Consider the following 24505-nt stretch of genomic DNA (forward strand, 5'->3'; position numbering starts at 1 on the left):
CGACACATACACAGCGTGAAACACGGTGTGTAATGGCCCGTTTGGCGGCCGCGATGAGTTCTGGTTGCGGTGTGGGTCTGATCACCATGGGAACCATCCAGATAGAACTGTTCGCCACCGTCGATCTCGTCGCGCAGGCGCCGGGCGGCCCCGACGAGGACCCCGACGGGTTCGCCTTCGGCGGCTGGCAGGCGCCGTTGGTGGACGATGTCACCGGGGCGCAGATCGCCGCGGCCTACGAGGGAGTCGACGCGCTGCTGCTCGGCCGGCGCACCTACGACATCTTCGCCGCGTACTGGCCGCACCAGGACGACGCCTTCGGCACGTTGTTCAACCGCATCCCCAAATACGTGGCCTCCCGTGGCAGGCCCGAGCTGTCCTGGGCGGGGTCGACACAGCTGGGCCCCGATCTGGTCGGGGCGGTCCGCGAGATCCGGGATCGGCACGGGAGGGTGTGCGTGGTGGGCAGCCTCGACCTGGTGCAGACCCTGCTGCGGGAGAAGCTGTTCGATCGTCTCGACCTCTGGGTGCACCCGATCGTGCTGGGCGCCGGTAAGAAGGTGTTCGACGGCGGTGCGGTGCCTGCGAACCTCACGCTGCTGCAACCGCCGGCCGCCAGTCCCAAGGGCACCGTGCATCTGCGCTACGGGCTGGCCGACGGCATCCCCGAGACCGGGGATATGAGCGCCTAACTCGCGTCGTGGGCGTCCGTGGGCACCACCGGGATGGCAACCACCGGGAACAGCGCGCACACCGCGAACGCCGCGGGGTAACCGAACAATCCGATCAGCGCGCCGAACAACGGTGCGGCGGCAGCCGATGCCAGGTGCTGGCTGGTGTTCTGGGTGCCCAGCGCGCGCCCGCTCCAGAACGGGCCCGCGATCTCGGCGATGGCGGTGAAGGCCAACCCGTTGTCGGACACCGTGATCACCGAGGCGATCACCACCAGGGCGACGCTGACGGGGGAGTGCAGCCAGTCGGTGACGGCCAGCAGTGCCATGGATGCCGCCGCACCCGCGGCGATGGTGCGGATCGGCCTCAGCCGCGACCCTGTCACGTCCGACCAGCGCCCGGCCGCGATCCGTCCTGCCGCACCGAGGATCTGGGCGACCGTCACCAGCAGCCCGGCCGAGGCTGCCGACCATCCGCGGGTGGTCATCAACCACACCAAGGTGAACGTCCACACCACCGATTGCGGCACCACAAGCAGCACGGACACGGCGTGGATGCGCCACAGCATCGACGAGCCGCGGTAGGGGTTGGCCAGGTGCTCGTCGGGGGCCTCGGCGCGCGGTGGCCGCGGCGGGTCGATGACGCCGGCCAGGCACATGACCGAGGCCAGCGCGCACACGATCGCGGGGAACAGCAATGCCATTGCGACACCGTGAGATTCGGCAAGCCGGGGAATGATCAGCGCGCCCAGTCCCACCCCCAGGGGTGTTGCGGTCTGCCGGATGCCCATCACCAGGCCACGTTGTTCGGGCGGGAACCAGCCCACCACCAGCCGCCCGCTCGCGGAATTGCTGCTGGCCGCGGCCATTCCGCCGATCAACAGGAAGGCGCCGACCGCGACCAGGGACTGCACCGAGGCCGCGGCGAACGCGGCCGCCGCCGTGAGTGCCGAGCCCAGCGTCAGTACCAGGCGTTCGCCGAACCGGTCGACGACATAGCCCCACAGGATCAGCGTCGTCACCATGCCCAGGCTCGGCATGGCCGACAAGGTGCCCGCCCGTGCCAGATCCAGTCCGCGTTCGGTGTGCAAGGTCGGGATGAGGAAGGCGGCCCCGTTGATGAAGACGTTGGCGCAGGTGGTCGCGGTGAGCGCGATCACCAGCATGGACCAGCGACGGGCGGTGCCGATAGTCGTGGTGGTCATACCGTCATGGTGCCACGCCGTTCCCATGATATTGAACAGAAATCTCAGAATATGAGAGACGTGGGAACTGTCATAACCTGGGTCGGTGAACCTGCGCAGACTGGCCGGACTCGTGCTGGCGCTCGGGATGGTGGCCGCAGCACCGATCGCGGCGGCGGCCCCACCCGAGTGGTCCGGTCTGGATGCCCGCCACTTCAACGCCCCGATCCCGGCGCCCGGCAAGCTGATCGCGTCGGAGACGCTGAACCCCGCCCTCAGCGTTCCCGCCGCGGCGCACGCCTACCGGATCCTGTATTCCACAGTGGATCAACATGATTCACCGGCGGTCAGCACGGCCGCGGTATTCGTGCCGGCCGGCCCGGCACCCGAGGGCGGCTGGCCGGTGATTGCCTGGGCGCATGGCACCGTCGGCCTCGGCGATGACTGCACGCCGTCCGCGCTGCCGCGCAGCGCGCGCGACAGCGAGTACCTGTCGCACTGGCTGCACCAGGGGTACGCGGTGGTGGGCTCCGACTACGCCGGGCTGGGCACACCCGGGCTGATGAGCTATCTCAACAGCGTCTCGACCGCGCACAGCGTCGTCGAGTCGGTGATCGCCGCGCATCAGCTCGATCTGCCCCTGTCGCCCAAGTGGGCGCTGGTCGGTCAATCACAGGGCGGCAGCGCGGCCGTCAACAGCGCTCGCTGGGCCACCGAATTCAGCCGCGGAACCGGCCTGGACTACCGAGGGGTGGTGGCCACCGGCACCCCGTTCAACGTGGAATCCATCGTCGAACAGGCCGGGCCCGATATGACGCTGCCCCCGACCGTGGGCCCGGCCGCCAACAGCTACGCGGCCTACATCCTGGCCGGGCTGCGGGACGCGAGGCCCGATCTCGGCATCGACGACGTGCTGACCCCTTCCGGGCGTACCGCCGTGCACCAAGCCGAGACGCTGTGCAAGCCGGCGTTGGACAAGGCGCTGGCCGGTATGACGCCGAGCGGCTTCTTCCGGGCGCCACTGGCATCGCTGCCCGGGCTCGCCGACGCGCTGGACGCCTACCTGGGCACGCCCACCGACGGGTACGACCGGCCGATCTTTCTCGGGGTGGGACTGCGTGACCGCGACGTGCCGCCGACGCTGTCCATCGCGCTCGACGAAGGGCTGCGGGCCAGCGGTCAGGACGTGACCCTGAAGGTCTACCCGGACGAGGACCACTCGGGGACGGTCCTGGCGTCGATGACGGACTCCACCCCTTTTCTGGCGGCGCAGTTCGCTCATTAGGCTGGACCAATGCGTCTTGGTCGAATCGCCAGTCCCGACGGCGTCGCCTTCGTAGTCATCGAAGGCGACCCGAACTCCGATGCGGTGTGCCGCGAGATCGCCGAGCAGTATCTGTCGCGCAACCCCACCTTCACCGGCCGCAGCTGGCCGCTGGCCGATGTGCGGCTGCTCGCGCCGATCCTGGCCAGCAAGGTGGTCTGCATGGGCAAGAATTACGCCGCGCATGCCCGAGAGATGGGTGGGGAACCGCCCGAGGATCCGGTGATCTTCCTCAAGCCCAACACCGCCATCATCGGCCCCAATGTGCCCATCCAGCTGCCCGCCGACGCGCACCCCGTCCACCACGAGGGTGAACTGGTGGCCGTCATCGAACGGCCGTGCAAGGACGTGCCCGCGGCCAAGGCCGCCGACTACATCCTCGGCTACACCATTGCCAACGATGTCTCGGCGCGCGATCAGCAGAAGAAGGACGGCCAGTGGATGCGGGCCAAGGGGCACGACACCTTCTGTCCGGTCGGCCCGTGGATCGAGACGGCCGTGGACCCGTCCGGGCTGGACCTGCGCACCGAGGTCAACGGGCAGGTGCGTCAGGACAGCAATACCGCGCTGTTGCTGCACGACGTCGGGGCGATCGTGGAATGGGTGTCGGCGGTGATGACACTGCTGCCCGGCGACCTGATCCTCACCGGAACCCCCGAAGGCGTCGGCCCCATCGAGGACGGCGACACCGTGAGCATCACCGTCGAGGGTATCGGCACCCTCACCAATCCCGTTGTGCGTAAAGGAAAATAGACGATGGCTGTGCGCGTACGTTTCTGTCCGTCGCCGACCGGCACCCCGCACGTCGGTCTGGTCCGCACCGCGCTGTTCAACTGGGCCTACGCCCGGCACACGGGCGGCACCTTCGTGTTCCGCATCGAGGACACCGACGCCGCCCGCGACAGCCAGGAGAGCTACGACGCGATCCTGGACGCGCTGCGCTGGCTCGGGCTGAACTGGGACGAGGGCGTCGAGGTGGGTGGGCCGCACGCGCCCTACCGCCAATCGCAGCGCGCCGACATCTACCGCGACGTGATCGCCCAACTGCTGGCCGCCGGCGAGGTGTACGAGGCGTACTCCACACCGGAAGAGGTGGAGGCCCGGCACATCGCGGCGGGCCGCAATCCGAAACTGGGCTACGACAACTTCGACCGCGACCTGACCGACGAGCAGCGCGCGGCGTTCGCGGCGCAGGGACGTAAACCCGTGCTGCGGTTGCGGATGCCCGATGCGGACCTGTCCTGGAACGACCTGGTCCGCGGGCCGGTGAGCTTCCCGGCCGGCTCGGTGCCCGACTTCGCGATCACCCGGGCCAATGGAGATCCGCTGTACACCTTGGTCAATCCGGTCGACGACGCGCTGATGAGGATCACCCATGTGTTGCGGGGTGAGGACATCATGCCGTCCACTCCGCGCCAGATCGCGCTCTACCATGCCCTGATCCGGATCGGGATCGCCGAATGGGTGCCTGAATTCGGCCACCTGCCAAGCGTTCTCGGTGACGGCAACAAGAAGCTGTCCAAGCGCGACCCGCAGTCGAACCTGTTCCTGCACCGCGATCGCGGATTCATCCCGGAGGGGCTGCTCAACTATCTGGCGCTGCTCGGCTGGGGTATCGCCGACGACCACGATGTGTTCAGTCTCGACGAGATGGTGGCCGCCTTCGACGTGGCTGACGTCAACTCCAACCCGGCGCGATTCGACCAGAAGAAGGCCGATGCCATCAACGCCGAACACATCCGTCAACTGACGCCCCAGGACTTCACCGCCCGGCTGGACGCGTACCTGGGTGCGCACGGGCACGACACCACGCTGGACGACGCGGCGTTCGCGGAGGCGGCGGCGCTGATCCAGACCCGCATCGTGGTGCTCGGCGACGCCTGGGAGCTGCTGAAGTTCTTCAACGACGACGCCTATGTGCTCGAAGACAAGGCGGCGGCCAAGGAACTCGGTCCGGACTCCGCGCCCGTCCTGGACGCCGCCTTGGCGGCCCTGGAGGGGCTGGCCGAGTGGACCGCCCCGGCCATCGAGACCGCCCTCAAGGCGGCCCTGCTGGACGGGCTTGAGCTCAAGCCGAGGAAGGCCTTCGGCCCGATCCGCGTCGCGGTCACCGGCGCGACGGTGAGCCCGCCGCTGTACGAGTCGATGGAACTGCTGGGCGCCGAGCGCAGTCTGGCCAGGTTGCGAGCGGTGCGGGCCGGGGTATGACGGCCCGTGTGAAAAGCACTCCGAAATCTTTGGTAGTCTGCTCGTCGGCCCGGAAAGCGAGGGTGGGCGGACCCCCACCACGTGATTCGGCCCGAAAATGCCTGTGACCTGCGGTGATGGGCAGCCCTTGGGGTATGGTGTAATTGGCAACACAGCTGATTCTGGTTCAGCCATTCTAGGTTCGAGTCCTGGTACCCCAGCCAATGCAGTACGGTCCGGCGATTAGGTCAGCACCAGCTCGTCAGCTATGCTTTCCCTCCGGATCACGTTCTAGCCCCCGTCGTCTAGCGGCCTAGGACGCCGCCCTCTCACGGCGGTAGCGTGGGTTCGAATCCCATCGGGGGTACAACGGGAAAGTCCCGGGACTGCGAAGTCCCGGGACTTTCGTCGTATCGCGCATCAGAGGAATCCGATGGGCTTGCGGCCCGCCCCGACCGACGGCTCGGGATCCGAACTCAGTGTCCCGCTCAGTAGCTCGTAATAGATGTCACGAAAATCGGTCGTCGTCTTCAGGTCGCCGTCGTCGAGGTCGGTGAGGCTGGGCTCGTCGCCGTAGAAGCCGCCCTTGACCCGCGGGCCGGCGATGAACACCGGGCCCGAGGTGCCGTGGTCGGTGCCCTGGGACGCATTGGCGCCCACCCGCCGGCCGAACTCGGAGTACACCATCACCACGACGTTGCGGCCGTGTGCGGTGCGTCCCATCTGCCGGAGGAACGGCGCCAGCGCATCGTCGAGAGCCGTGAGTAGCCGCTGGTGCTCGCCACGCTCGTCGGCGTGGGTGTCGAAGCCGCCGAGGGTCACCATGTACACCCGGGTCGGGACACCGGCCTTCACGCACTGGGCCACCAGGTCCAGGTCCTCGGCCAGCTGCCGGCCCGCGGTGACGGTCGGATCGGGCAGCGGCTTGTCGGTGAACGCGCTGAATGCCGAATCGGTTGTCTTGTAGGCCTTGTAGTTGCTGCGGACCGCGGCCATGGCCGGCGAATCCCGGGGATCGGGTGAGCTGAGCGCATCCAGGGTGTCGGCCACGTCGTCGGGTATCTGCGGGATGCTCACGGAAAGACCTGCGGCGACGTGCTTCTCACCGACGGCCAGCGGCGGCAGCACCGATCCCACGTTGACCGCGCGCAGCGGATCGTCGCCACTGCTGTCCAGCCAGCGCCCGATCCAGCCCGATGACGCGGGTGCGGCCGGTGAGGCCGTCTGCCAGATGTCCATCGAACGGAAGTGGCTGCGGTCCTGTTTCGGGTAGCCCACGCCGCGGACGATCGCCAGCTGATTGTCCGCCCAGATGTCCTTGAGCCCGGTCAGCGCCGGGTTCAGCCCGAGCCGGCCGTCGAGGTCGAGAACCTCGTGCGGTGCGAATGCCAGATCGCGGCGCGCATCGTGATAGGCGTTGTCGGTGACCGGGATCACGGTGTTGATGCCGTCGTTGCCGCCGTAGAGGGTGAGGATCACCAGGATGCCCGCATCGCTGGCCAGTGGGCGCTGCTGCCCGTGGTGCAGCAGTTGGGGAAGCGTGACGGCCGCGCCCGAGAGCAGACCCGCAGCCCCCACACTGGCGATCAGGAAATTGCGTCGGTTCATCTGGGGCATCGGCGTATCTCGCTAGGACGTCAGGTATTCGGGTGTGTTGACCGCGGCGATGACCAGCCGGACGGGATTACCGGCCAGCGGTGTGAGGGCGGCGGCCGTGCTGTCCGACCACGCACCGATCCCGAGGAGGTACCCGGCGGCATCGACACGGTCGGTCGCGCCGGCGTCCTGCACGACCGAGATGTCGCCCATGGGGACGAATTTGTTGGCCGCCCATACTCGCGCGGCGGTACTGGTGGTGGACAACCAGGCCTGGCCGCGGGGCCAGCCGCCGACATCGTAGGGATAGAACGGCCGTTGTCCCATCACGGTCAGTACCGCACTGCAACCGGCGATGGTGTCCGGCCCGTCCAGCGGGACCGCGAGTGTGCGGATGACACCCATCAACCATTCGACCGGCGGGTTGACCATGCTGCCCGCGCCGGCGGTGAACGCCGGGTCCAGGAAGATGGCTTTGGTCAGTGCCTTCAGATTCCGGTCCCGTCCGTACGCGGCGACCAGCCGGGCGAGGGTGTCCGGCGCGGCGGGAGAGTCCGAGGCCAGCAGTCGCCACAACTTTCCGGCGACGAAACCCGCCGAGCCGGGCTGGCCGAGCACGATATCGCAGAACGCCTTGTCGTCGTGGTTACCGGTGACACCGAGCACCGTCTTGGGTGAGGTGTCGTGATTCTCCGGCGCGACGATCGTTCTCGCGCCCGGTGCCACGTACCGTCCGGTCAGTGCCCTGGCGCCTTCGCGGACATCGGTTTCGGTGTAACCGTTGTTGTGCCCCAACGTGAACAGCTCCATGAATTCCCGGGAGAGGTTCTCGTTGGGGGCCGCCTTGGTGTTGCGCACGGCGTCGAGCCACTGCGCCATCGCGGCGTCGGTCAGCATCGCGTACGCGAGTACCCCGAAGTCCCCGAGGGCCAGGGTGCGCAATTTCTGATTCTGGGCGGCCATCAGCTCGGCCGCCACCACCTTCTCCGCTGACGTGGCGAAGTGGTTGTGCCACACCAACGTCAATTTCTCGTGGATGGGCTGCTGCACGGCGGCCATCCGACGCAACCACCAGGCCGAGAGTTCCTGCATCTGCCCGTACAAGCCGCTGATGAACTGGGTGCGGACCTGCTGGTTGGCATCGTCCGGAGGCAGTGGTGGCGTGACGGGGGCCGGCATCGGCGTGGCGATCGCTCCCGGGTCGGTGTCCGGATTCCCGTTCAGCGCCTTGTCCAGGTACACCGACCAGTCCTGGCTCACCACGTCGTCCACCTGGCGGCCGGACGTGCCGAAGCCCGCCCTCCGCAACATCCGGGCGGTGGCGAGCCATTGGGGGGACTGCGTCGCCGTGGTTCCTCCTCCGGGCCAACGTGTTGGCCACTTCACATCGAAGGATAGAGCCATTCGCTGTGCTTGCTACGCCCTGTCGCAGATCTGGCCGCATCTGCGCGGTCGCGGCTCACAGTCTGCGGGTCAACGCCTCCGACGCGGCGAGCAGATCGGCAGCCCAACGGGCTCCGGGCCGACGCCCCATCCGGTCGATGGGTCCGGACACCGACACCGCGGCGATCACCGTGCCGCGGGCGTCGCGCACCGGTGCCGACACACTGGCCACCCCGGGTTCGCGTTCGGCGGCGCTTTGCGCCCATCCGCGTTTGCGTACCTCGGCCAGCGTGCGTTCGGTGAATTTCGCGGACGGCAGCACCGCCTGCTGCGTGGCCACATCGCTGAATGCCAGGAGGACTTTGGCTCCGGATCCGGCCGTCATCGGCAACCGGGTGCCGACCGGAACGGTGTCGCGCAGTCCGGCGGGCGGCTCCAGCGCGGCGACGCAGACCCGCGCGGTGCCCTCTCGCCGGTACAGCTGCACGCTCTCGCCGGTGATTTCGCGCAGCCGCGGCAGGATCGCCGCACCGGCGGCCACGAGGGGATCGTTGACGTGGCCGGCGAGTTCGGTCAGCGCGGGGCCCAGTCGCCAGCGACCCTCCGGGTCGCGGGCGAGCAGCCGATGCACTTCCAGGCCGGCGGCGAGCCGGTGGGCGGTGGCTCGGGGAAGTCCGGTCCGCTCACACAGTTCCGCCAGACCGCAGGGCGATTCGGCCACCGTGTGCAACACACCCACGGCTTTGTCGAGGACGCCGATGCCGCTATCCTGTCTCATAGGGAGATACTAGCGTTCCGTATCGTGAGATTGCCAGCCCGTCACGTTCGGACGCCCCGACACGAATCGAGACAGTCATGGAGCAAGTCCAGAAGCCGAAGACCCTGGCCGAAAAGGTGTGGGACGACCACGTTGTGACGCGTGGCGGGGGTGCCGACGCCGCCAAGGAACCCGACCTCATCTATATCGATCTGCATCTGGTGCACGAGGTGACCAGCCCGCAGGCGTTCGACGGTTTGCGGATGGCCGGCCGGCCGGTGCGCCGGCCCGATCTGACGATCGCCACCGAGGACCACAACGTGCCGACCGTCGATATCGACAAGCCGATCGCCGACCCGGTATCGCGCACTCAGGTGGAAACGCTGCGACGCAACTGCAAGGAATTCGGTATCCGCTTGCACCCGATGGGCGATGCCGAGCAAGGCATCGTGCACATCATCGGTCCGCAGCTGGGTCTGACCCAGCCGGGCATGACGGTGGTGTGCGGGGACAGCCACACCTCCACCCACGGCGCATTCGGGGCTATCGCCATGGGTATCGGCACCTCCGAGGTCGAACATGTGCTGGCCACCCAGACGCTTTCGCTCAAGCCGTTCAAGACCATGGCGGTCAATGTCGACGGTGTGCTGCCCCCCGGTGTGAGCGCCAAGGACATCATCCTGGCGGTCATCGCCAAGATCGGCACCGGTGGCGGGCAGGGGCACGTCATCGAATACCGGGGCAGTGCCATCGAATCGCTGTCGATGGAGGGCCGCATGACGATCTGCAACATGAGTATCGAGGCCGGCGCCCGGGCGGGGATGGTGGCCCCCGACGAGACCACCTATGAATTCCTCAAGGGCCGGCCGCACGCGCCGACGGGCGCCGACTGGGATGCTGCGGTGGCGGCCTGGAGCCGGTTACGCACCGACGAGGGCGCCGAATTCGACACCGAGGTGTACATCGACGCCGCTACGCTGAGCCCGTTCGTCACCTGGGGCACCAACCCCGGGCAGGGCGTGCCGCTGTCGGCGAACGTGCCCGACCCGGAGCTGATGGCCGGCGACGACGAGCGCCAGGCCGCGGAAAAGGCATTGGCATATATGGGCCTTCGCGCGGGTATCCCGATGCGGGATATCGCCGTGGACGCGGTGTTCGTCGGGTCGTGCACCAACGGGCGTATCGAGGATCTGCGCGTGGTGGCCGAAATCCTCGACGGCCGCAAGATCGCCGACGGCGTCCGGATGCTCGTCGTCCCCGGTTCGATGCGGGTGCGCGCGCAGGCCGAATCCGAAGGCCTGGGGGAGATCTTCACCGCCGCGGGGGCGGAGTGGCGGCAGGCCGGTTGCTCGATGTGTCTGGGGATGAACCCGGATCAGCTGGCACCCGGCGAGCGCTGCGCCTCCACCTCCAACCGGAACTTCGAAGGACGCCAGGGCAAGGGCGGGCGCACCCATCTGGTGTCGCCGGCCGTCGCCGCCGCCACCGCGGTGCGCGGCACGCTGTCCTCGCCCGCCGATCTGGCCCCCGCACCGACCCGCTAGAAGGAGACTCTGATGCAAGCTTTCACCACTCACACCGGAATCGGCGTCCCGCTGCGGCGGTCCAATGTCGACACCGATCAGATCATCCCGGCGGTGTACTTGAAGCGGGTCACCCGAACCGGTTTCGAGGACGGATTGTTCGCCGCCTGGCGGACCGATCCGGCCTTCATTCTCAATTTGGCGCCCTTCGACAAAGGGTCGGTATTGGTCGCCGGCCCGGATTTCGGCACCGGATCCTCCCGCGAACACGCCGTGTGGGCCCTGATGGATTTCGGCTTCCGGGTCGTCATCTCGCCCCGATTCGGCGATATCTTCCGCGGCAATGCGGGCAAGGCGGGCCTGTTGGCGGCGGAAGTCACACATGACGATGTGGAACTGCTGTGGAAGTTGATCGAGCAGAATCCGGGTCTGGAAATCACTGTGAATCTTCAAGATCGGAATATCACCGCTGGAACGGTCATGGTGCCGTTCAAGATTGACGACTACACCGCCTGGCGGCTGCTCGAAGGACTCGATGATATAGGCCTTACGCTGCGGAAACAGGACGAAATCGCGGCTTTCGAGCGGCGCCGTCCGAGCTTCAAGCCGACCACTTTGCCGGCCTGATTTCGGGCCCTCCGGGGAGCCAAATCCCGCCCGGCAACCACATTCTCGGACGGTCGTACCACCGCCCAAGTGGGGCAACCGAATCCAAAAAAGTCTCTCAGCTATGCCTGAAACTGCGCGTGGCTCTTGGAAATCTGCTGCATAAGGGTTTACCGTGTCCTCTAGTCGGTCCAAAGTGGACCACTGACTTCGGAGGGTTTGGATGAACAAAGCAGAGCTCATCGACGCACTCACAGCCAAGTTGGACACCGATCGTCGACAGGCTACTGCGGCGGTTGAGAACATCGTCGACACGATTGTGCGGGCTGTGCACAAGGGCGAGAGCGTCACCATCACCGGCTTCGGTGTCTTCGAGCAGCGTCGCCGCGCCGCTCGCGTTGCGCGCAACCCGCGCACCGGTGAGACCGTCAAGGTGAAGCCGACCTCGGTGCCGGCGTTCCGTCCCGGTGCTCAGTTCAAGGCGGTTGTTTCTGGCGCACAAAAGCTCCCGGCCGATGGTCCGGCCGTGAAGCGTGGTGTGGCCGCCGCCCCGGCAAAGCGCACCGCCGCCAAGAAGGCCGCCCCGGCCAAGAAGGCCCCGGCGAAGAAGGCTCCGGCCACCAAGGCTCCGGCCAAGAAGGTTGTCGCCAAGGCTCCTGCCAAGAAGGTCGCCGCGAAGGCTCCGGCCAAGAAGGCCGCTGCCACCAAGGCTGCACCGGCGAAGAAGGCCCCGGCGAAGAAGGCTCCGGCCACCAAGGCTCCGGCCAAGAAGGCCGCCACCAAGGCTCCCGCCAAGAAGGCTCCGGCCAAGAAGGCAGCGCCCGTCAAGCGCGGCCGCAAGTAGAACACCCCGATAACGACACGAATACGCCGTGGATCACCAAGATCCACGGCGTATTCGCGTGCGCTCGGTCCTCTGGATTCAATCCTCGATGGCCAGCGGGCTGCCGATGTGATCGGCAGCCACCAGACGCTCGCCCGCCAGCGAGAGCACCCAGGTGCTGCCCTTGCGGTTGCGCGACTTGTCCGGCTTCACCCCATCGCGTTCACACCACCACGCGATGAGATCCGGAATGACCTTGCCCTGCGTGCAGATCACCGGTGTGCCCTCGGCATGGACCGATTCGCTCGCGATCTCGAGCACACGGGAACGGCCACGGCCGCGGTGGTCGGTGTAGGCCTCCTCGGTCAGTGCCGGCTCTTCGACGATCGGCACGCCGAGTTCCTCGGCCAGCGGCTCCAACGTCTGTTGACAGCGCGTCCGGGGCGCCGCGTACAGCCGGTCGGCACCGAACGCGAGCAACTGCCCGACAAGTGATTCGGCCTGTGCCCGACCCCGCTTGTCCAGCGGGCGTTTCCGGTCGTCGCCCTTGTACCGGGACCGCCTGCCGGCCAGTCCGTGCCGGACGATGAGCACAGTGCTGGTATGCGCCGGTGCTTTGGTGAAGCGTCGCAGCACCTTCCGGTCGTGCGGGTATTGCAGGTGATCCAGCGCCTGCGCGGGCGGTAGCCAGAGCAGTTGGTCCACCTCGACATTGGGGATGAACTCGCCGTCGATGGTGCGCGCCGCCCAGTACCGCACCTTCTTGATGTCGGCGTCGACGGGATAGCTGACCGCCGGGAGGCGGCGGCCCAGCTGACAGGCGTACCCGGTCTCCTCGAGAATTTCGCGTACCGCGGTGACCGGTTCGGTCTCGCCAGGGTCCACCTTGCCCTTGGGCAGCGACCAATCGTCATACCGGGGACGGTGCACGACGGCGACCTCCACCGGGCTGTCGCCGTTCGCGCCGGAACCGTTCTCCCGCCACAGCACCGCGCCCGCCGCGTGGATCGTCCTGGGGCGGGTCACCGTGTTCGGCACATCAACTCCTATGCGGTCGTGTGGCGGCGGCGTGTGAAGCCGTCACGGATGCCGATGGCGTTCCATCATCGACACCTGGTGATCGCGTACCGTCTGGCCCTCGAGTGGCAAAGCTGTCCAGTGACCGTCGGCCCGCAGCTCCCAGCATCGGGTGGCCGGATCCATTGCGGACTCGAAGATGTCGTCGAGCTGGGCTGTCAGCCGAGAATCCTTCACCTGAGCCATGACCTCGACCCGGCGGTCGAGATTACGATGCATCATGTCGGCACTGCCGATCCAGAACTCGTTGATGGCGTTGAAGTGAATAATTCGCGAGTGCTCCAGGAACCGGCCGAGGATGGAGCGGACGACGATGTTCTCGGAGAACCCGGCCACCCCCGGTTTCAGCGCACAGATTCCGCGTACCACCACCTCCACCCGCACCCCTGCCTGGGAAGCGCGGTAGAGCGCGTCGATCACCTGTTCGTCGACGAGCGCGTTGGCCTTCAGCCGGATTCGGCCCTCCGCGCCGTCGCGGGTCGCGGCGATCTCGCGCTCGATCCGTTCCACGATGCCTCGGCGCACGCCGTACGGCGCGACCAACAGGTTGCGGTAGGACTCCTTGCGGGAGTAGCCGGTGAGCGAGTTGAACAAGTCCGTGAGGTCGGCGCCGACCTCCGGTGAGGCGGTCAGCAGGCCGACATCCTCATACAGGCGGGCGGTTTTCGGGTTGTAGTTGCCGGTGCCGATGTGGCAATACCGTCGTATCGTCGATCCCTCGCGCCGCACCACGAGTGCGGTCTTGCAGTGCGTCTTCAGCCCGATCAGCCCGTACACCACGTGTACACCGGCCTGTTCCAGCGTCCTGGCCCACTTGATGTTGGCCTGCTCGTCGAAGCGCGCCTTGATCTCCACCAGCGCCACCACCTGCTTGCCGGCCTCGGCGGCATCGATCAGCGCATTGACGATCGGCGAATCACCGGAGGTGCGGTACAGCGTCTGCTTGATGGCCAGCACGTTCGGATCCGCGGCGGCCTGCTCGATGAACCGCTGCACGGTGGTGGAGAACGAATCATAGGGGTGGTGCACCAGCACGTCACCGTCGCGCAGCGTCGAGAAGATACTCTTCGGGGTTTCGCGCTCGCCGAAAGCCGGTGGGGTGGCGGGCACGAACGGACGGTCCTTCAGGTCGGGCCGGTCCACACCGTAGATCTGCCAGAGCGACGACAGGTCGAGCAGACCCGGTACTTGAATGACATCACCGGGATGCACGTCGAGTTCGCGCAACAACAGCTCGAGCATGTTCTCGGTCATGTCGCCGGCGACCTCGAGGCGCACCGGTGAGCCGAACCGGCGCCGCGCCAGCTCCCGTTCCAGCGCCTGCAGCAGGTCCTCGTCGCGATCCTCGGCCACCTCGAAGTCGGCGTTGCGGGTGATCCGGAAGGCGTGCTGCTCGACGATCTCCAGGCCGGGGAACAACACCGGCAGGAACACCGCGATGAGCGTCTCCAGCGGGAGGAACCGGACCGGTCCCGCCGTGCCGTCCTCGGATTGCCTGGCCGGCAGTTCGACGAACCGGTCGACGTTGTCCGGCACCTTGATTCGGGCGAAGTGCTGGGTGCCGTCATCGGGCTGGCGGACGGTGATCGCGAGATTGAGGCTCAGACCGCTGACGAAAGGGAACGGGTGGGCCGGGTCCACCGCCAGCGGGGTGAGCACCGGGAACACCTGCTCGTGGAAGTACGTCGACAGCCGCTCGCGCTCGCGCTCGTCGAGATCGTTCCAGGCGACGATGACGATGCCGTGCTCGGCCAGTGCCGGCCGCACCGATTCCAGGAAGACCTGGGCGTGCCTGCTCGCCAACTGCTGGGTGCGCTCGCCGATCCGTCGCAGTTGTTCGCGGGGGGACAGGCCGTCGGCCGAACGCACCGACAACCCCATCTCGTCACGGCGCTTCAGCCCGGCGACCCGAACCATATAGAACTCATCGAGATTCGAGGAGAAGATGGCGAGGAATTTCGCGCGTTCCAGCAAGGGCAGCGACGGGTCGGCGGCCAGTGCCAGCACGCGGGCGTTGAAGTCCAGCCAGCTCAGCTCGCGATTGAGGTAGCGATCCTCGGGCAGCGCGTCCACCGGAGACGCCGAGGTCGCGGCCGGGGGCGCGTCGGGAGTGCTTTCGGGTGACGTCCACTCGGCATCGGCAGGTCGCGTCTCGGCTTCGGTCATGTACCGATCATTGCGCATCGCGGTGGGACGGGTCTACCCGTCGCACCCCGTGCACGTCAGATTGCCGACCACCCGGCTGGTTGCGGGGCCGACGCCGAGCCGCAGTGCGGCCGCCAGATCGTCAGGGGTGTCGATATCGCAGCGTAAGCCGGGCCAGTCGCCGGCGAGTTCGACGGCGCCCGAATCAGCGTGGCGGCGTGCGGAATCCGTGCCGAACAGGGGATCCAACGGCGAGTCGAACGCGAACAGCGCCGAGGTGCCGCTGCCATGCCGGTCGCCGACGAAACTGCGTCGGTGGCGTGCGGCGGTGACGATGGCATCGGAGAGCTCGCCGGCCCGCAACGCCGGCAGGTCACCCTGGAGCACGACGATATTCGTTGTGTCATGGGATCTTTCGGCTTCCCTCAGGGCGTTGTTCAATGGGTTGGGGTGACCGTCGGGCGTCGGGTCGGTCAGCGCCCTGGCGCCGAGGCCGACCGCCGCGGCGGCCGCCGCGGGGTCCGGTGTGACGACGGTGATCGAACTCACCGCCGAGGCGGCGGCCGCGGCGGCGATGGTGTCGCTCAGCATGGCGAGCACCAGACGCTGGCGGGTGGCCGCGGACAGCACCGGCGCGAGCCGGGTCTTGGCGGCGTTGAGCCGCTTGACTGCGATCACCAGGCCCACCTGTGGCAGCACGCTGGGTGCGCCCGTCGCCGACTGCCCCTGCCTCACACTTGCCATCCTGCCAGCAGTCCGCGGCGCGTTAGGGTGAAGCGTGGTCGAAGCCGCGGTGATGGGTGCCGGTGCCTGGGGTACGGCGCTGGCGAAGGTGCTTGCCGATGCCGGTAACGGTGTCACGTTGTGGACGCGGCGGGCCGAGCTCGCCAAGGAGATCAACGCGACCCACCGCAACCCGTTCTATCTGGAAGACACCGTGCTGCCCGCGCGTATCCGGGCGACCAGCGATCCGGCCGAGGCGCTGGACGGCGCCTGCACCGTGCTGCTCGGAGTGCCGTCGCAGACCATGCGCGGCAATCTCGAACAGTGGAAGCACCTGATCGGTGCCGATGCCACGCTGGTGAGCCTGGCCAAGGGTATCGAGCTGGACACCCTGATGCGGATGAGTCAGGTGATCGTTCAGGTCACCGGTGCCGACCCGGCCCGGGTGGCGGTGGTGTCCGGGCCCAACCTGGCCAAGGAGGTGGCCGACGAGCAACCCGCGGCCACCGTGGTCGCGTGCACCGATTCGGGCCGGGCGGTGGCGCTGCAGCGGGCGTTCTCCACCCCGTACTTCCGGCCGTACACCAATACCGACGTGGTGGGCGCCGAAATCGGCGGCGCCTGCAAGAACGTCATCGCGCTGGCCTGTGGGATGGCCGCGGGCGTCGGATTGGGCGAGAACACCTCGGCCGCCATCATCACCCGCGGTCTGGCCGAGATCATGCGGCTGGGAATCGCGTTGGGGGCCAAAGGGGCCACCCTGGCCGGGCTGGCCGGCGTCGGGGATCTGGTCGCGACCTGCACCTCGCCGCGGTCGCGCAACCGGTCGTTCGGGGAGCGTCTCGGCTTGGGCGGCTCGATGGAGTCGGCCCTGCAGGCCGCCGAGGGGCACATCGCCGAAGGGGTGACCTCGTGTCAGTCGGTGCTGGCGCTCGCGTCCAGTTACGACGTCGAGATGCCGCTGACCGACGCCGTGCACCAGGTGTGCCACCGCGGGTTGTCGGTCAAGGAAGCCGTCATGCTGCTGCTGGGGCGCAGCACCAAACCGGAATAGGGAAACCATGGTCAGCACCGGTTACGGAGACTCCACCCGCAGCGTGAATGCTGTTGGGGGGCAAGCCGTTCCGGGTGATCCCGTGGCGCCGGCGCCGGTGCCTGCGTCGGCGTATCATCTGGCGGCCGACGAATCGGCGGAGTTGGACACCTACGGTCGGGCGTCGAATCCGACCTGGCGTCAACTGGAGTCGGCGCTGGCCGAGCTGGAGGGTGCGTCCGCCGCGCTGACCTACGGCTCGGGGATGGGGGCCATCACCTCGGTGCTGCGCGTCCTGACCCGGCCGCGGACCACGCTCGTGGTGCCGGCCGACGGCTACTACCAGGTTCGCAGATATGCCGTGGAATACCTTGCGCAGCAAGGAGTTACCGTCATCGAAGCGACGGCCGCGCAGATGTGCGAGGCGGCGGCGCGGGCCGATGTGGTGCTGGCCGAGACACCCGTCAACCCGACGCTGGACGTGGTCGACCTGCATCGGCTGGCCACCATCTGCCGGTCCAGGGGCACCACCCTGGTGGTGGACAACACCGCAGCCACCCCGCTGGCCCTGCAGCCGCTGTCCCTGGGCGCGGACCTGGTGGTCGCCAGCGCCACCAAGGCACTCTCCGGTCACAGCGACCTGCTGGCGGGATACGTCGCAGGCTGCAACGAGGAACTGATGGCGCGTGTGGAGCGCGACCGCCTGCTGGCCGGGCCGATCCTGGGCACCTTCGAGGCGTGGCTGGTGCTGCGCAGTCTGGGCACCGCCGGGCTGCGGATCGAACGGCAGTGCCGCAACGCCGCGGCGGTGGCGCTGATGCTGCGCGACCATCCGGCCGTGCGGTCGGTGCGCTATCCCGGCCTGCCCGGGGATCCGTCGTATCCGGTCGCGGCCGAGCAGATGAAACGCTTCGGCGGTCTGGTGGCCGTGGAGTTGGCCGACGCCGCCGCCGTGCACGCCTTGGTGGAACGCAGCTCCCTGCTGGTTGCCGCGACCAGTTTCGGCGGTCTGCACACCTGCGTGGACCGCCGGGCCCGGTGGGGCGACCCCGTCGGCGACGGGTTTGCCCGGCTGTCGCTGGGCATCGAGGACACCGACGACATCGTCGCCGATATCGAGGGTGCACTGGCCTGAGACTCCTCGTCCCGCCGTCAGCCGGTAACGTCTCCTGATTGTGAGTGCCCGTATCCGCGTCGCCGTCGTCTACGGCGGACGCAGCTCTGAGCACGCGATCTCGTGTGTCTCAGCAGGCAGTATCCTGCGCAATCTCGATCCGGAGCGGTTCGAGGTGGTCGCCGTCGGCATCACGCCCGAAGGATCCTGGGTGCTCACCGACGGGAGCCCGGACACCCTGGCCATCACCGACGGCCGGCTACCCGAGGTGACCGGTGCCTCCGGCACGGCGCTGGCGCTGCCCGCCGATCCGCACCGCAGCGGTCAGCTGCTCTCGCTCGGCGAGGCCGCCGGCGACATACTGGCCACCGTCGACGTGGTGTTCCCGGTGCTGCACGGCCCGTACGGGGAGGACGGCACCATCCAGGGACTGCTCGAGCTGGCCGGCGTGCCCTATGTCGGGGCCGGGGTGCTGGCCAGCGCCGCGGGCATGGACAAGGAGTTCACCAAGAAGCTGCTCGCTGCCGACGGGCTGCCGATCGGGGACCAGGTGGTGTTGCGCGCCCAGCACGCAACGGTGGAGCTGGAGGACCGTGAGCGCCTGGGCTTGCCGGTCTTCGTCAAACCCGCCCGTGGGGGATCGTCCATCGGCGTGAGCCGGGTGACGGCGTGGGATCAGTTGCCGGCCGCGATCGCGCAGGCCCGCAAACACGACCCCAAGGTGATCGTCGAGGCGGCGGTGCCGGGCCGCGAGCTGGAATGCGGCGTGCTGGAGTTTCCCGACGGCCGCGTCGAGGCCAGCACGGTCGGCGAGATCCGGGTCGCCGGGGTGCGCGGCCGGGACGACGGGTTCTACGATTTCGCCACCAAATACCTGGAGGACGCCGCCGAGCTCGACGTGCCCGCCAAGGTCGACGACGACGTCGCCGAGGAGATCCGGGCGCTCTCGATCCGGGCGTTCAGGGCCATCGACTGTCAGGGGCTGGCCCGGGTGGACTTCTTCCTCACCGAGCAGGGCCCGGTGATCAACGAGATCAACACCATGCCGGGTTTCACCACCATCTCGATGTACCCGCGGATGTGGGCGGCCAGCGGCGTGGACTATCCCACCCTGCTGGCGGCGATGGTGGACACGGCCGTGGCCCGCGGCACCGGCCTGCGTTAGTTCTTCGGGCTGGCCGCCGCGAGCGCGGCCTGGGCGGTGCGGATGTCGCCCATCCCGGACTGGATGGCGGACACCACGGTGTTGAGCGCGCCGCGATCCCCGTCCGGGTTAAGGGCGTCGCAGTGCGTCCCGGCCTCGATGAAACTGGCCGCCGCCGAACTCATCGGCGCCGTGACACCGTCCACCGGTGCCGGCAGTGTCTTCTGGATGGAGTGCCCGACACTGCCGACCCGACCACACGCGTCGCGCATGTTCGGGAAGTTCTGGGCGTCCATCGCGGTCTGGAAGTCGGCCAACGCGATGTTCAGCCGCTTCAGCGCGCTCTGGGTGGTGCTCTGCCAGCGCGCAGCCGCGGCACCTCTGGCCGCGACCGTACCGGGCGCCGGCGCGGTGGGCGTGCCCGACATGAGCACCACCGCATCGGTGGCGTGGGGTAGCGGGCCGTCGCCCGGCAGCGCTTGCACCAGGAACGCGGCGGCGATGGCGGCGGTTCCCGCCGTGGCGGCCGTGAGTTTGCTGAGTCGCATCTCTCCTATAGTGCCTCAGGAAGGCGGAGCGGGCGATAGGGGCTGCGCCGGCATCACCTGCGCGATGGTCCGCGACATCACCTGAATCGGGCTGGGGCCCGACCCTTGCGGCAGCGTGAGGGCCACGTAGATGCCGCGGTCGACGGCGAACCAGGTGCTCGCGCCGTCGCCCTTGACCTCGAACCAACTGACCTCGTCGACCACCTGCAACGGCGCCCCGACCATGAAACCGCCGGGTCGGTCCAGCCCGCAGCGCAGGATCACCGGATCGGCATTCGGATCGGTCCGCTGCCACGCCGCGGCCCCGGCAGGCACCGGCTCGGCGGCAACCGCGCGGTGGTAGTCCCCGAGCTGGTCGGGCAGGCTGGCCAGCAGTGCGGCACACTGCGGACTGTCCGCGGCGGGTGCGGGCGCCCCGGCGATGGCGACCGGATGCGGCGCCGGATCGCTCTGCCGGATCGCCGCCAGGGTCAGCAGGACGATCACCGCGGCCAGCGCGACACCGGCCGCCGCGATGATCAGGCCCCGTGGTGGACCGTCATGAACATCGGCGTGAATATCGGGCTCGGGCACCTGCGCAACTCTATGGGGCGGCCCCGTCGGCGATCGGACAGGTCAGCGTGCGGGTGATTCCGGGGACCTGCTGGACGCCGGCGGCGACGGTGTCGTGCAGTTCGGTCAGGGACTCCGCGCCGATCCGGGCGACCACGTCATACGGGCCCGTGACGTACTCGGCCGAGCGCACTCCGGGCAGCCCGGCGAGTTGTTTGGCGACGACCTCGGCGCGGCCCACCTCGGTTTGAATCAGCATGAAAGCCTCCACCACCGGGTGTGCCCTCCATTTCACTACATAGACTCGGCGCCGCAGGGCCCAAACGTACCGCAGGTCGCGTGACTGTTCGAGGTGGAGGCAGGTGAGATGACGGACAGTGAGTTCACGCTCGCCCAGCTCGGGGAATTCACCGTCATCGACCGGATCACCGCGGGGCGGGTGCAACCACCGACCGTCGTACTCGGGCCGGGTGACGACGCCGCCGTCGTGCTCGCCGCCGACGGACGGACGGCGGTGTCCAGCGACATGCTGGTGCAGGATCGACATTTTCGGCTGGACTGGTCCACCCCGCATGACATCGGCCGCAAGGCGATCGCGCAGAACGCCGCCGATGTCGAGGCGATGGGGGCCACGGCGACGGCGTTCGTGGTGGCTTTCGGGGCGCCCAAGGACACGCCCGCGGCGGCCGCGATCGCGCTGAGCGACGGGATGTGGACGGAGGCGGCCCTATTCGGCGCCGGGATCGTCGGCGGCGATCTGGTCAGCGCGCCGCTGTGGGTGATCTCGGTGACGGTGCTCGGTGACCTCGGTGGCCGCGCACCCGTCCGCCGCGATACCGCCCGGCCAGGCGACATCGTGGCGGTGGCCGGCGAGCTGGGCCGCTCGGCAGCCGGGTACACCTTGTGGCTCAACGGAATCGGAGAGTACGACGACCTGCGGCGTCGGCACCTGGTGCCCACCCCGCCGTACGGGCAGGGCCCCGCCGCGGCCCGCGCCGGCGCCAGTTCGATGACCGACGTGTCCGACGGCCTGGCGGCCGACCTCGGTCATATCGCCGCGGCGTCCGGGGTACTGATCGACCTGTCCGCCGAGCTGCTGGGCCCTGACCATGACGTGCTGGACCCGGTGGCCGCCGCCACGGGTGCCGACGCCTGGGACTGGGTGCTGGGCGGAGGTGAGGACCACGCTCTGGTGGCGACCTTCGCCGGAGCGCCGCCGCTGGGCTGGCGCACCATCGGGCGGGTGCTGGACGGGCCGGCGGGTGTGCGGCTGGACGGTCGGCCGTGGCGGGGAAGCGCGGGCTGGCAGTCGTTCTGAGCGCCGGGCACGCTAGTTTTGGCGCTCGTGACACCACGCCCTCTGACTGAACTCGTCGAGCCGGGCTGGGCGCGCGCGCTCGAGCCGGTGGCCCCTCAGGTTGCGCGGCTGGGGGAGTTCCTGCGCGAAGAGCTGGCGGCCGGGCACCGCTACCTGCCTGCCGGTGAGAACGTCTTGCGGGCCTTCACGTTCCCGTTCGAGGCGGTGCGGGTACTGATCGTCGGCCAGGATCCGTACCCGACGCCGGGGCATGCCGTCGGGCTGAGCTTCTCGGTGGCGCCCGATGTCCGGCCGGTGCCGCGCAGCCTGGGCAACATCTTCAACGAGTACAGCACCGACCTGGGTTACCCCGTGCCGGCAACCGGTGACCTGACGCCATGGGCACAGCGCGGCGTGATGCTGCTCAACAGGGTGCTCACGGTGCGCCCGGGCAGCCCCGCCTCACATCGCGGCAAGGGCTGGGAGGCGGTCACCGAGCGGGCGATCCGGGCGTTGGTGGCCCGGCCGCAGCCGTTGGTGGCGGTGCTGTGGGGTCGCGATGCGGCCACCCTCAAGCCGATGCTGGCCGAGGGCGGGTGCGCGGTGATCGAATCGGTGCACCCGTCGCCGCTGTCGGCGTCGCGCGGATTCTTCGGGTCGCGGCCGTTCAGCCGGACCAACGAACTGCTGGAGAAGATGGGGGCCGAGCCGATCGACTGGCGGCTGCCCTGACAACGTGACGATCAAACACAAATAGGCCGGGGGACCGAAGTCCACCGGCCTATCGGCACGACGTGCGGCTTGAAGGTCAGCCGCGGGTGACCTTGCCCGCCTTGAGGCAGGAGGTGCAGACGTTGAGGCGCTGCTTGTTGCCGCCGGGGCGGGCAACGGCGCGCACGGTCTGGATGTTCGGATCCCAGCGACGGTTGGTCCGACGGTGAGAGTGCGACACCGACTTGCCGAAGCCGGGGCCCTTAGCGCAGATATCGCACACGGCAGCCATACCTAGAACTCCTCGTATCAGTACTTGGGGGTCTGGATGCTGCGCCGCAAATGGCGTCGCGAGCTGACCCGACAACCTGACCAGGATACCGGCCGGGCCGGTAGATCACCAAAACGGTCCCCAACCTGTGCATCGGCGCACCGGATTGTCGGGCGCGATGGCTAGGCTGACGCGGTCCGGTGCGGTCAGGTGAGGAGTGATGTGTCCGAGATTTCGGGGGCTCGGCTCGACGCTCCCGGCCTGCGCGGCTGGGCGCACGACGCCGTCGGGCACCTGATCACCCACACCGACGAGATCAACCGCCTCAACGTCTTCCCGGTGGCGGATTCCGACACCGGCACCAACATGCTGTTCACCATGCGTTCGGCCGTGGTGTGGGCCGATGACCGTGCCGGTGACGACGCCGCGGCCGGGGTGGCCGGGGTGGCGGCCGCGCTGGCCGAAGGCGCCCTGCACGGCGCCCGCGGCAATTCCGGGGTGATTCTGTCCCAGATCCTGCGCGGGCTGGCCGAGGTCACCGCCGGGCGCGGCCTGGCCGAGATCGACGGGCCGGTGCTGGCCGAGGCCCTGCGCCGCGCCGAGGGGCTGGTCGTGGCGTCCATGGGGGAGGCGGTGCCCGGCACCATCGTGTCGGTGCTGCAGGCCGCCGCCGAGGCAGCCGAGGTGGGCGCGACCGCGGGCACCGATCTGGCCGGCGTGGTGGGTGCGGCGGGTGAGGCGGCGGCGGCCGCGCTGGCGCGGACCACCGATCAACTCGACGTGCTGGCCGAGGCGGGCGTGGTGGACGCCGGTGGGCGGGGCCTGCTGGTGCTGCTCGACGCCATGACGGCGACCTTGACCGGCGCCGCGCCGCGACGGCAGAGCTACCAACCGGCGGCCGGTCAGGCCGAGACGGCGACCACCGCCGCCACGCCGCAGTTCGAGGTCATGTATCTACTCAGCGACTGCCGTCAGGACGGTGCCCGGCGGTTGCGCAGGCTGCTGGACGGCCTCGGTGATTCGGTGGCCATCGGCGAGGCCGGCGCCGGGCGGTTCTCGGTGCACGTGCACACCGATGATGCGGGCGGCGCCGTCGAGGCGGGGCTGTCGGTCGGGTCGCTGAGCCGGATCCAGATCACCGCGCTGTCCGGCGCGCACCCGAACGCGCACCGGACCCGGGACCGTGCCGTGCTCGCGGTGGTCGACGGCGACGGCGCGGCGGAGTTGTTCGCCGGTGAGGGTGCCCGCGTGCTGCGGGCCGGTGCAACCCCGATCACCGCCCAGCAGTTGCTGCGAGCACTGGTCGAGGCGGATGCTGCGCAGGTGATGCTGCTGCCCAACGGCTACATCGCCGCCGAGGAACTGGTCGCCGGCTGCACCGCGGCGACCGGATGGGGTATCGACGTGGTCCCGGTCCCGGCGGCGTCGATGGTGCAGGGGCTGGCCGCGCTGGCGGTGCACGACGCCGGCCGCCAGACCGTCGACGACGGCTACACCATGGCGCGTGCCGCCGCCGCCACCCGGCACGGGTCGGTGCGGGTGGCCGCCGAGTCGGCGCTGACGTGGGCGGGTGCGTGCAAAGCCGGTGACGGACTGGGGATCACCGGTGACGAGGTACTGATCGTCGCGCACGATATCGCCACTGCCGCAGCGGGTTTGGTGGACCTGTTGTTGGTGTCCGGCGGTGAGCTGGTGACTGTCCTGATGGCCGCGGGAGTCGACGAGACCGTCGGTGACCAACTGCGCAAGCACGTGCACGCGCGGCATCTGGGTATCGAGGTGACGTGTTATCGCACCGGCCATGACGGGGACGCACTGCTGATCGGAGTGGAATAG

Annotated in this window: 24 protein-coding genes and 2 tRNA genes; 15 read left to right on the plus strand and 11 right to left on the minus strand. The window is 68.6% G+C overall.

All coding sequences use genetic code 11. The annotated features are described in order from the left end of the window. The first annotated feature begins 86 nt into the window (after positions 1-86). Positions 87-692 carry a dihydrofolate reductase family protein gene (locus AWB94_RS16990; protein ID WP_062656602.1) on the plus strand — a complete coding sequence of 202 codons (606 nt, stop codon included), beginning with the start codon at positions 87-89 and terminating at the stop codon, positions 690-692. Here the strand turns inward: AWB94_RS16990 and AWB94_RS16995 are convergent. Next, positions 689-1876, minus strand: coding sequence for an MFS transporter (locus AWB94_RS16995; RefSeq protein ID WP_062656330.1), 1188 nt, complete (start codon positions 1874-1876; stop codon positions 689-691). The two genes, AWB94_RS16990 and AWB94_RS16995, sit on opposite strands and share 4 nt — an antisense overlap. A gap of 127 nt (positions 1877-2003) precedes the next feature. On the opposite strand from AWB94_RS16995, the gene AWB94_RS17000 reads away from it, so the two are divergent. The 5 genes from AWB94_RS17000 (at position 2004) to AWB94_RS17020 (ending at position 5733) form a co-directional block, all read left to right on the plus strand. Then, positions 2004-3140, plus strand: a complete 1137-nt coding sequence (locus tag AWB94_RS17000) for an alpha/beta hydrolase family protein (RefSeq protein ID WP_062656603.1) — start codon at positions 2004-2006, stop codon at positions 3138-3140. Between the two features lie 9 nt (positions 3141-3149). After that, positions 3150-3932, plus strand: a complete 783-nt coding sequence (locus tag AWB94_RS17005; RefSeq protein ID WP_024450453.1) for a fumarylacetoacetate hydrolase family protein — start codon at positions 3150-3152, stop codon at positions 3930-3932. Positions 3933-3935: 3 nt separating this feature from the next. Next, positions 3936-5387, plus strand: a complete 1452-nt coding sequence (gene gltX / locus AWB94_RS17010; protein ID WP_062656331.1) for a glutamate--tRNA ligase — start codon at positions 3936-3938, stop codon at positions 5385-5387. A 128-nt stretch (positions 5388-5515) separates the two neighbouring features. Further along, positions 5516-5590 (plus strand) — tRNA-Gln (locus AWB94_RS17015). A gap of 70 nt (positions 5591-5660) precedes the next feature. Beyond that, a tRNA-Glu gene (locus AWB94_RS17020) sits at positions 5661-5733 on the plus strand. Positions 5734-5786: 53 nt separating this feature from the next. Here the strand turns inward: AWB94_RS17020 and AWB94_RS17025 are convergent. The 3 genes from AWB94_RS17025 to AWB94_RS17035 all read right to left on the minus strand — a co-directional run bounded on the left by AWB94_RS17025 (position 5787) and on the right by AWB94_RS17035 (position 9123). After that, entirely contained in the window at positions 5787-6983 is a 1197-nt protein-coding gene (locus AWB94_RS17025; protein WP_062656332.1) for a DUF1501 domain-containing protein, read from the minus strand. A gap of 12 nt (positions 6984-6995) precedes the next feature. Continuing rightward, the gene (locus tag AWB94_RS17030; protein ID WP_062656333.1) at positions 6996-8273 is read right to left on the minus strand and encodes a DUF1800 domain-containing protein; all 1278 of its coding nucleotides are present in this window, start codon (positions 8271-8273) and stop codon (positions 6996-6998) included. 148 nt (positions 8274-8421) lie between these two features. Further along, entirely contained in the window at positions 8422-9123 is a 702-nt protein-coding gene (locus tag AWB94_RS17035) for an IclR family transcriptional regulator (RefSeq protein WP_062656334.1), read from the minus strand. A gap of 77 nt (positions 9124-9200) precedes the next feature. Here AWB94_RS17035 and leuC point away from each other — a divergent pair, with 77 nt between their 5' ends. The 3 genes from leuC (at position 9201) to AWB94_RS17050 (ending at position 12075) form a co-directional block, all read left to right on the plus strand. Continuing rightward, the gene (gene leuC / locus AWB94_RS17040) at positions 9201-10646 is read left to right on the plus strand and encodes a 3-isopropylmalate dehydratase large subunit (protein ID WP_062656335.1); all 1446 of its coding nucleotides are present in this window, start codon (positions 9201-9203) and stop codon (positions 10644-10646) included. Positions 10647-10658: 12 nt separating this feature from the next. Further along, complete coding sequence (gene leuD, locus AWB94_RS17045; RefSeq protein ID WP_062656336.1) at positions 10659-11252, plus strand: 3-isopropylmalate dehydratase small subunit; 594 nt, start codon at positions 10659-10661, stop codon at positions 11250-11252. Between the two features lie 202 nt (positions 11253-11454). After that, positions 11455-12075, plus strand: a complete 621-nt coding sequence (locus tag AWB94_RS17050; protein WP_085122460.1) for an HU family DNA-binding protein — start codon at positions 11455-11457, stop codon at positions 12073-12075. Between the two features lie 78 nt (positions 12076-12153). On the opposite strand, the gene mutT1 is transcribed toward AWB94_RS17050, so the two are convergent. Genes mutT1 through cofC form a run of 3 tightly spaced genes read right to left on the minus strand, consistent with a single transcriptional unit; the run spans position 12154 to position 16011 of the window. Continuing rightward, entirely contained in the window at positions 12154-13092 is a 939-nt protein-coding gene (gene mutT1 / locus AWB94_RS17055; protein ID WP_234811763.1) for an 8-oxo-(d)GTP phosphatase MutT1, read from the minus strand. 42 nt (positions 13093-13134) lie between these two features. Then, positions 13135-15297: an RNA degradosome polyphosphate kinase gene (locus tag AWB94_RS17060; RefSeq protein ID WP_062656339.1), complete on the minus strand. Its 2163-nt coding sequence runs from the start codon at positions 15295-15297 to the stop codon at positions 13135-13137. A gap of 33 nt (positions 15298-15330) precedes the next feature. Beyond that, entirely contained in the window at positions 15331-16011 is a 681-nt protein-coding gene (gene cofC / locus AWB94_RS17065) for a 2-phospho-L-lactate guanylyltransferase (protein ID WP_234811764.1), read from the minus strand. Between the two features lie 43 nt (positions 16012-16054). On the opposite strand from cofC, the gene AWB94_RS17070 reads away from it, so the two are divergent. The 3 genes from AWB94_RS17070 to AWB94_RS17080 are packed head-to-tail and all read left to right on the plus strand — an operon-like array spanning position 16055 to position 19311. Then, positions 16055-17053, plus strand: a complete 999-nt coding sequence (locus AWB94_RS17070) for an NAD(P)H-dependent glycerol-3-phosphate dehydrogenase (RefSeq protein ID WP_084395100.1) — start codon at positions 16055-16057, stop codon at positions 17051-17053. Positions 17054-17060: 7 nt separating this feature from the next. After that, a complete protein-coding gene (locus tag AWB94_RS17075; RefSeq protein ID WP_062656342.1) occupies positions 17061-18167 on the plus strand; it encodes a cystathionine gamma-lyase in 1107 nt (368 codons plus the stop codon). A gap of 40 nt (positions 18168-18207) precedes the next feature. Then, positions 18208-19311 (plus strand): D-alanine--D-alanine ligase family protein, encoded by a 1104-nt coding sequence (locus AWB94_RS17080; RefSeq protein ID WP_062656343.1) that lies wholly within the window; start codon positions 18208-18210, stop codon positions 19309-19311. Here AWB94_RS17080 and AWB94_RS17085 read toward each other — a convergent pair. From AWB94_RS17085 to AWB94_RS17095, 3 genes are read right to left on the minus strand one after another with little or no spacing between them, the layout of a single operon-like run. Further along, complete coding sequence (locus AWB94_RS17085; protein ID WP_062656344.1) at positions 19308-19838, minus strand: hypothetical protein; 531 nt, start codon at positions 19836-19838, stop codon at positions 19308-19310. The genes AWB94_RS17080 and AWB94_RS17085 overlap by 4 nt on opposite strands. Before the next feature lie 15 nt (positions 19839-19853). Then, complete coding sequence (locus AWB94_RS17090) at positions 19854-20411, minus strand: DUF3515 domain-containing protein (RefSeq protein WP_234811765.1); 558 nt, start codon at positions 20409-20411, stop codon at positions 19854-19856. 10 nt (positions 20412-20421) lie between these two features. Beyond that, positions 20422-20664, minus strand: coding sequence for an Lrp/AsnC family transcriptional regulator (locus AWB94_RS17095; protein WP_062656345.1), 243 nt, complete (start codon positions 20662-20664; stop codon positions 20422-20424). A gap of 93 nt (positions 20665-20757) precedes the next feature. On the opposite strand from AWB94_RS17095, the gene AWB94_RS17100 reads away from it, so the two are divergent. Together AWB94_RS17100 and AWB94_RS17105 are read left to right on the plus strand one after the other, a co-directional pair. Beyond that, positions 20758-21708, plus strand: coding sequence for a thiamine-phosphate kinase (locus AWB94_RS17100; RefSeq protein WP_062656346.1), 951 nt, complete (start codon positions 20758-20760; stop codon positions 21706-21708). A 27-nt stretch (positions 21709-21735) separates the two neighbouring features. Further along, complete coding sequence (locus AWB94_RS17105) at positions 21736-22419, plus strand: uracil-DNA glycosylase (protein WP_062656347.1); 684 nt, start codon at positions 21736-21738, stop codon at positions 22417-22419. Between the two features lie 76 nt (positions 22420-22495). Here AWB94_RS17105 and rpmB read toward each other — a convergent pair whose 3' ends face one another. After that, a complete protein-coding gene (rpmB, locus tag AWB94_RS17110; RefSeq protein WP_062656348.1) occupies positions 22496-22690 on the minus strand; it encodes a 50S ribosomal protein L28 in 195 nt (64 codons plus the stop codon). A 210-nt stretch (positions 22691-22900) separates the two neighbouring features. On the opposite strand from rpmB, the gene AWB94_RS17115 reads away from it, so the two are divergent. Then, entirely contained in the window at positions 22901-24505 is a 1605-nt protein-coding gene (locus AWB94_RS17115) for a fatty acid kinase ATP-binding subunit FakA (RefSeq protein WP_062656605.1), read from the plus strand.

This window comes from Mycolicibacterium canariasense, assembly GCF_002101555.1.
GTDB classification, from domain to species: domain Bacteria; phylum Actinomycetota; class Actinomycetes; order Mycobacteriales; family Mycobacteriaceae; genus Mycobacterium; species Mycobacterium canariasense.

Excerpts from the sequence above, each read along its gene's own strand:
- AWB94_RS17060 (WP_062656339.1), bottom strand. The coding sequence starts at position 15,297 with ATGACCGAAGCCGAGACGCGACCTGCCGATGCCGAGTGGACGTCACCC.
- AWB94_RS17030 (WP_062656333.1), bottom strand. The coding sequence starts at position 8,273 with ATGTTGCGGAGGGCGGGCTTCGGCACGTCCGGCCGCCAGGTGGACGAC.
- AWB94_RS17005 (WP_024450453.1), top strand. The coding sequence starts at position 3,150 with ATGCGTCTTGGTCGAATCGCCAGTCCCGACGGCGTCGCCTTCGTAGTC.
- AWB94_RS17050 (WP_085122460.1), top strand. The coding sequence starts at position 11,455 with ATGAACAAAGCAGAGCTCATCGACGCACTCACAGCCAAGTTGGACACC.
- AWB94_RS17000 (WP_062656603.1), top strand. The coding sequence starts at position 2,004 with ATGGTGGCCGCAGCACCGATCGCGGCGGCGGCCCCACCCGAGTGGTCC.
- AWB94_RS17075 (WP_062656342.1), top strand. The coding sequence starts at position 17,061 with ATGGTCAGCACCGGTTACGGAGACTCCACCCGCAGCGTGAATGCTGTT.
- leuD (WP_062656336.1), top strand. The coding sequence starts at position 10,659 with ATGCAAGCTTTCACCACTCACACCGGAATCGGCGTCCCGCTGCGGCGG.
- AWB94_RS17085 (WP_062656344.1), bottom strand. The coding sequence starts at position 19,838 with ATGCGACTCAGCAAACTCACGGCCGCCACGGCGGGAACCGCCGCCATC.
- AWB94_RS17025 (WP_062656332.1), bottom strand. The coding sequence starts at position 6,983 with ATGCCCCAGATGAACCGACGCAATTTCCTGATCGCCAGTGTGGGGGCT.
- AWB94_RS17035 (WP_062656334.1), bottom strand. The coding sequence starts at position 9,123 with ATGAGACAGGATAGCGGCATCGGCGTCCTCGACAAAGCCGTGGGTGTG.
- rpmB (WP_062656348.1), bottom strand. The coding sequence starts at position 22,690 with ATGGCTGCCGTGTGCGATATCTGCGCTAAGGGCCCCGGCTTCGGCAAG.
- AWB94_RS16995 (WP_062656330.1), bottom strand. The coding sequence starts at position 1,876 with ATGACCACCACGACTATCGGCACCGCCCGTCGCTGGTCCATGCTGGTG.
- gltX (WP_062656331.1), top strand. The coding sequence starts at position 3,936 with ATGGCTGTGCGCGTACGTTTCTGTCCGTCGCCGACCGGCACCCCGCAC.
- AWB94_RS16990 (WP_062656602.1), top strand. The coding sequence starts at position 87 with ATGGGAACCATCCAGATAGAACTGTTCGCCACCGTCGATCTCGTCGCG.
- AWB94_RS17100 (WP_062656346.1), top strand. The coding sequence starts at position 20,758 with ATGACGGACAGTGAGTTCACGCTCGCCCAGCTCGGGGAATTCACCGTC.
- leuC (WP_062656335.1), top strand. The coding sequence starts at position 9,201 with ATGGAGCAAGTCCAGAAGCCGAAGACCCTGGCCGAAAAGGTGTGGGAC.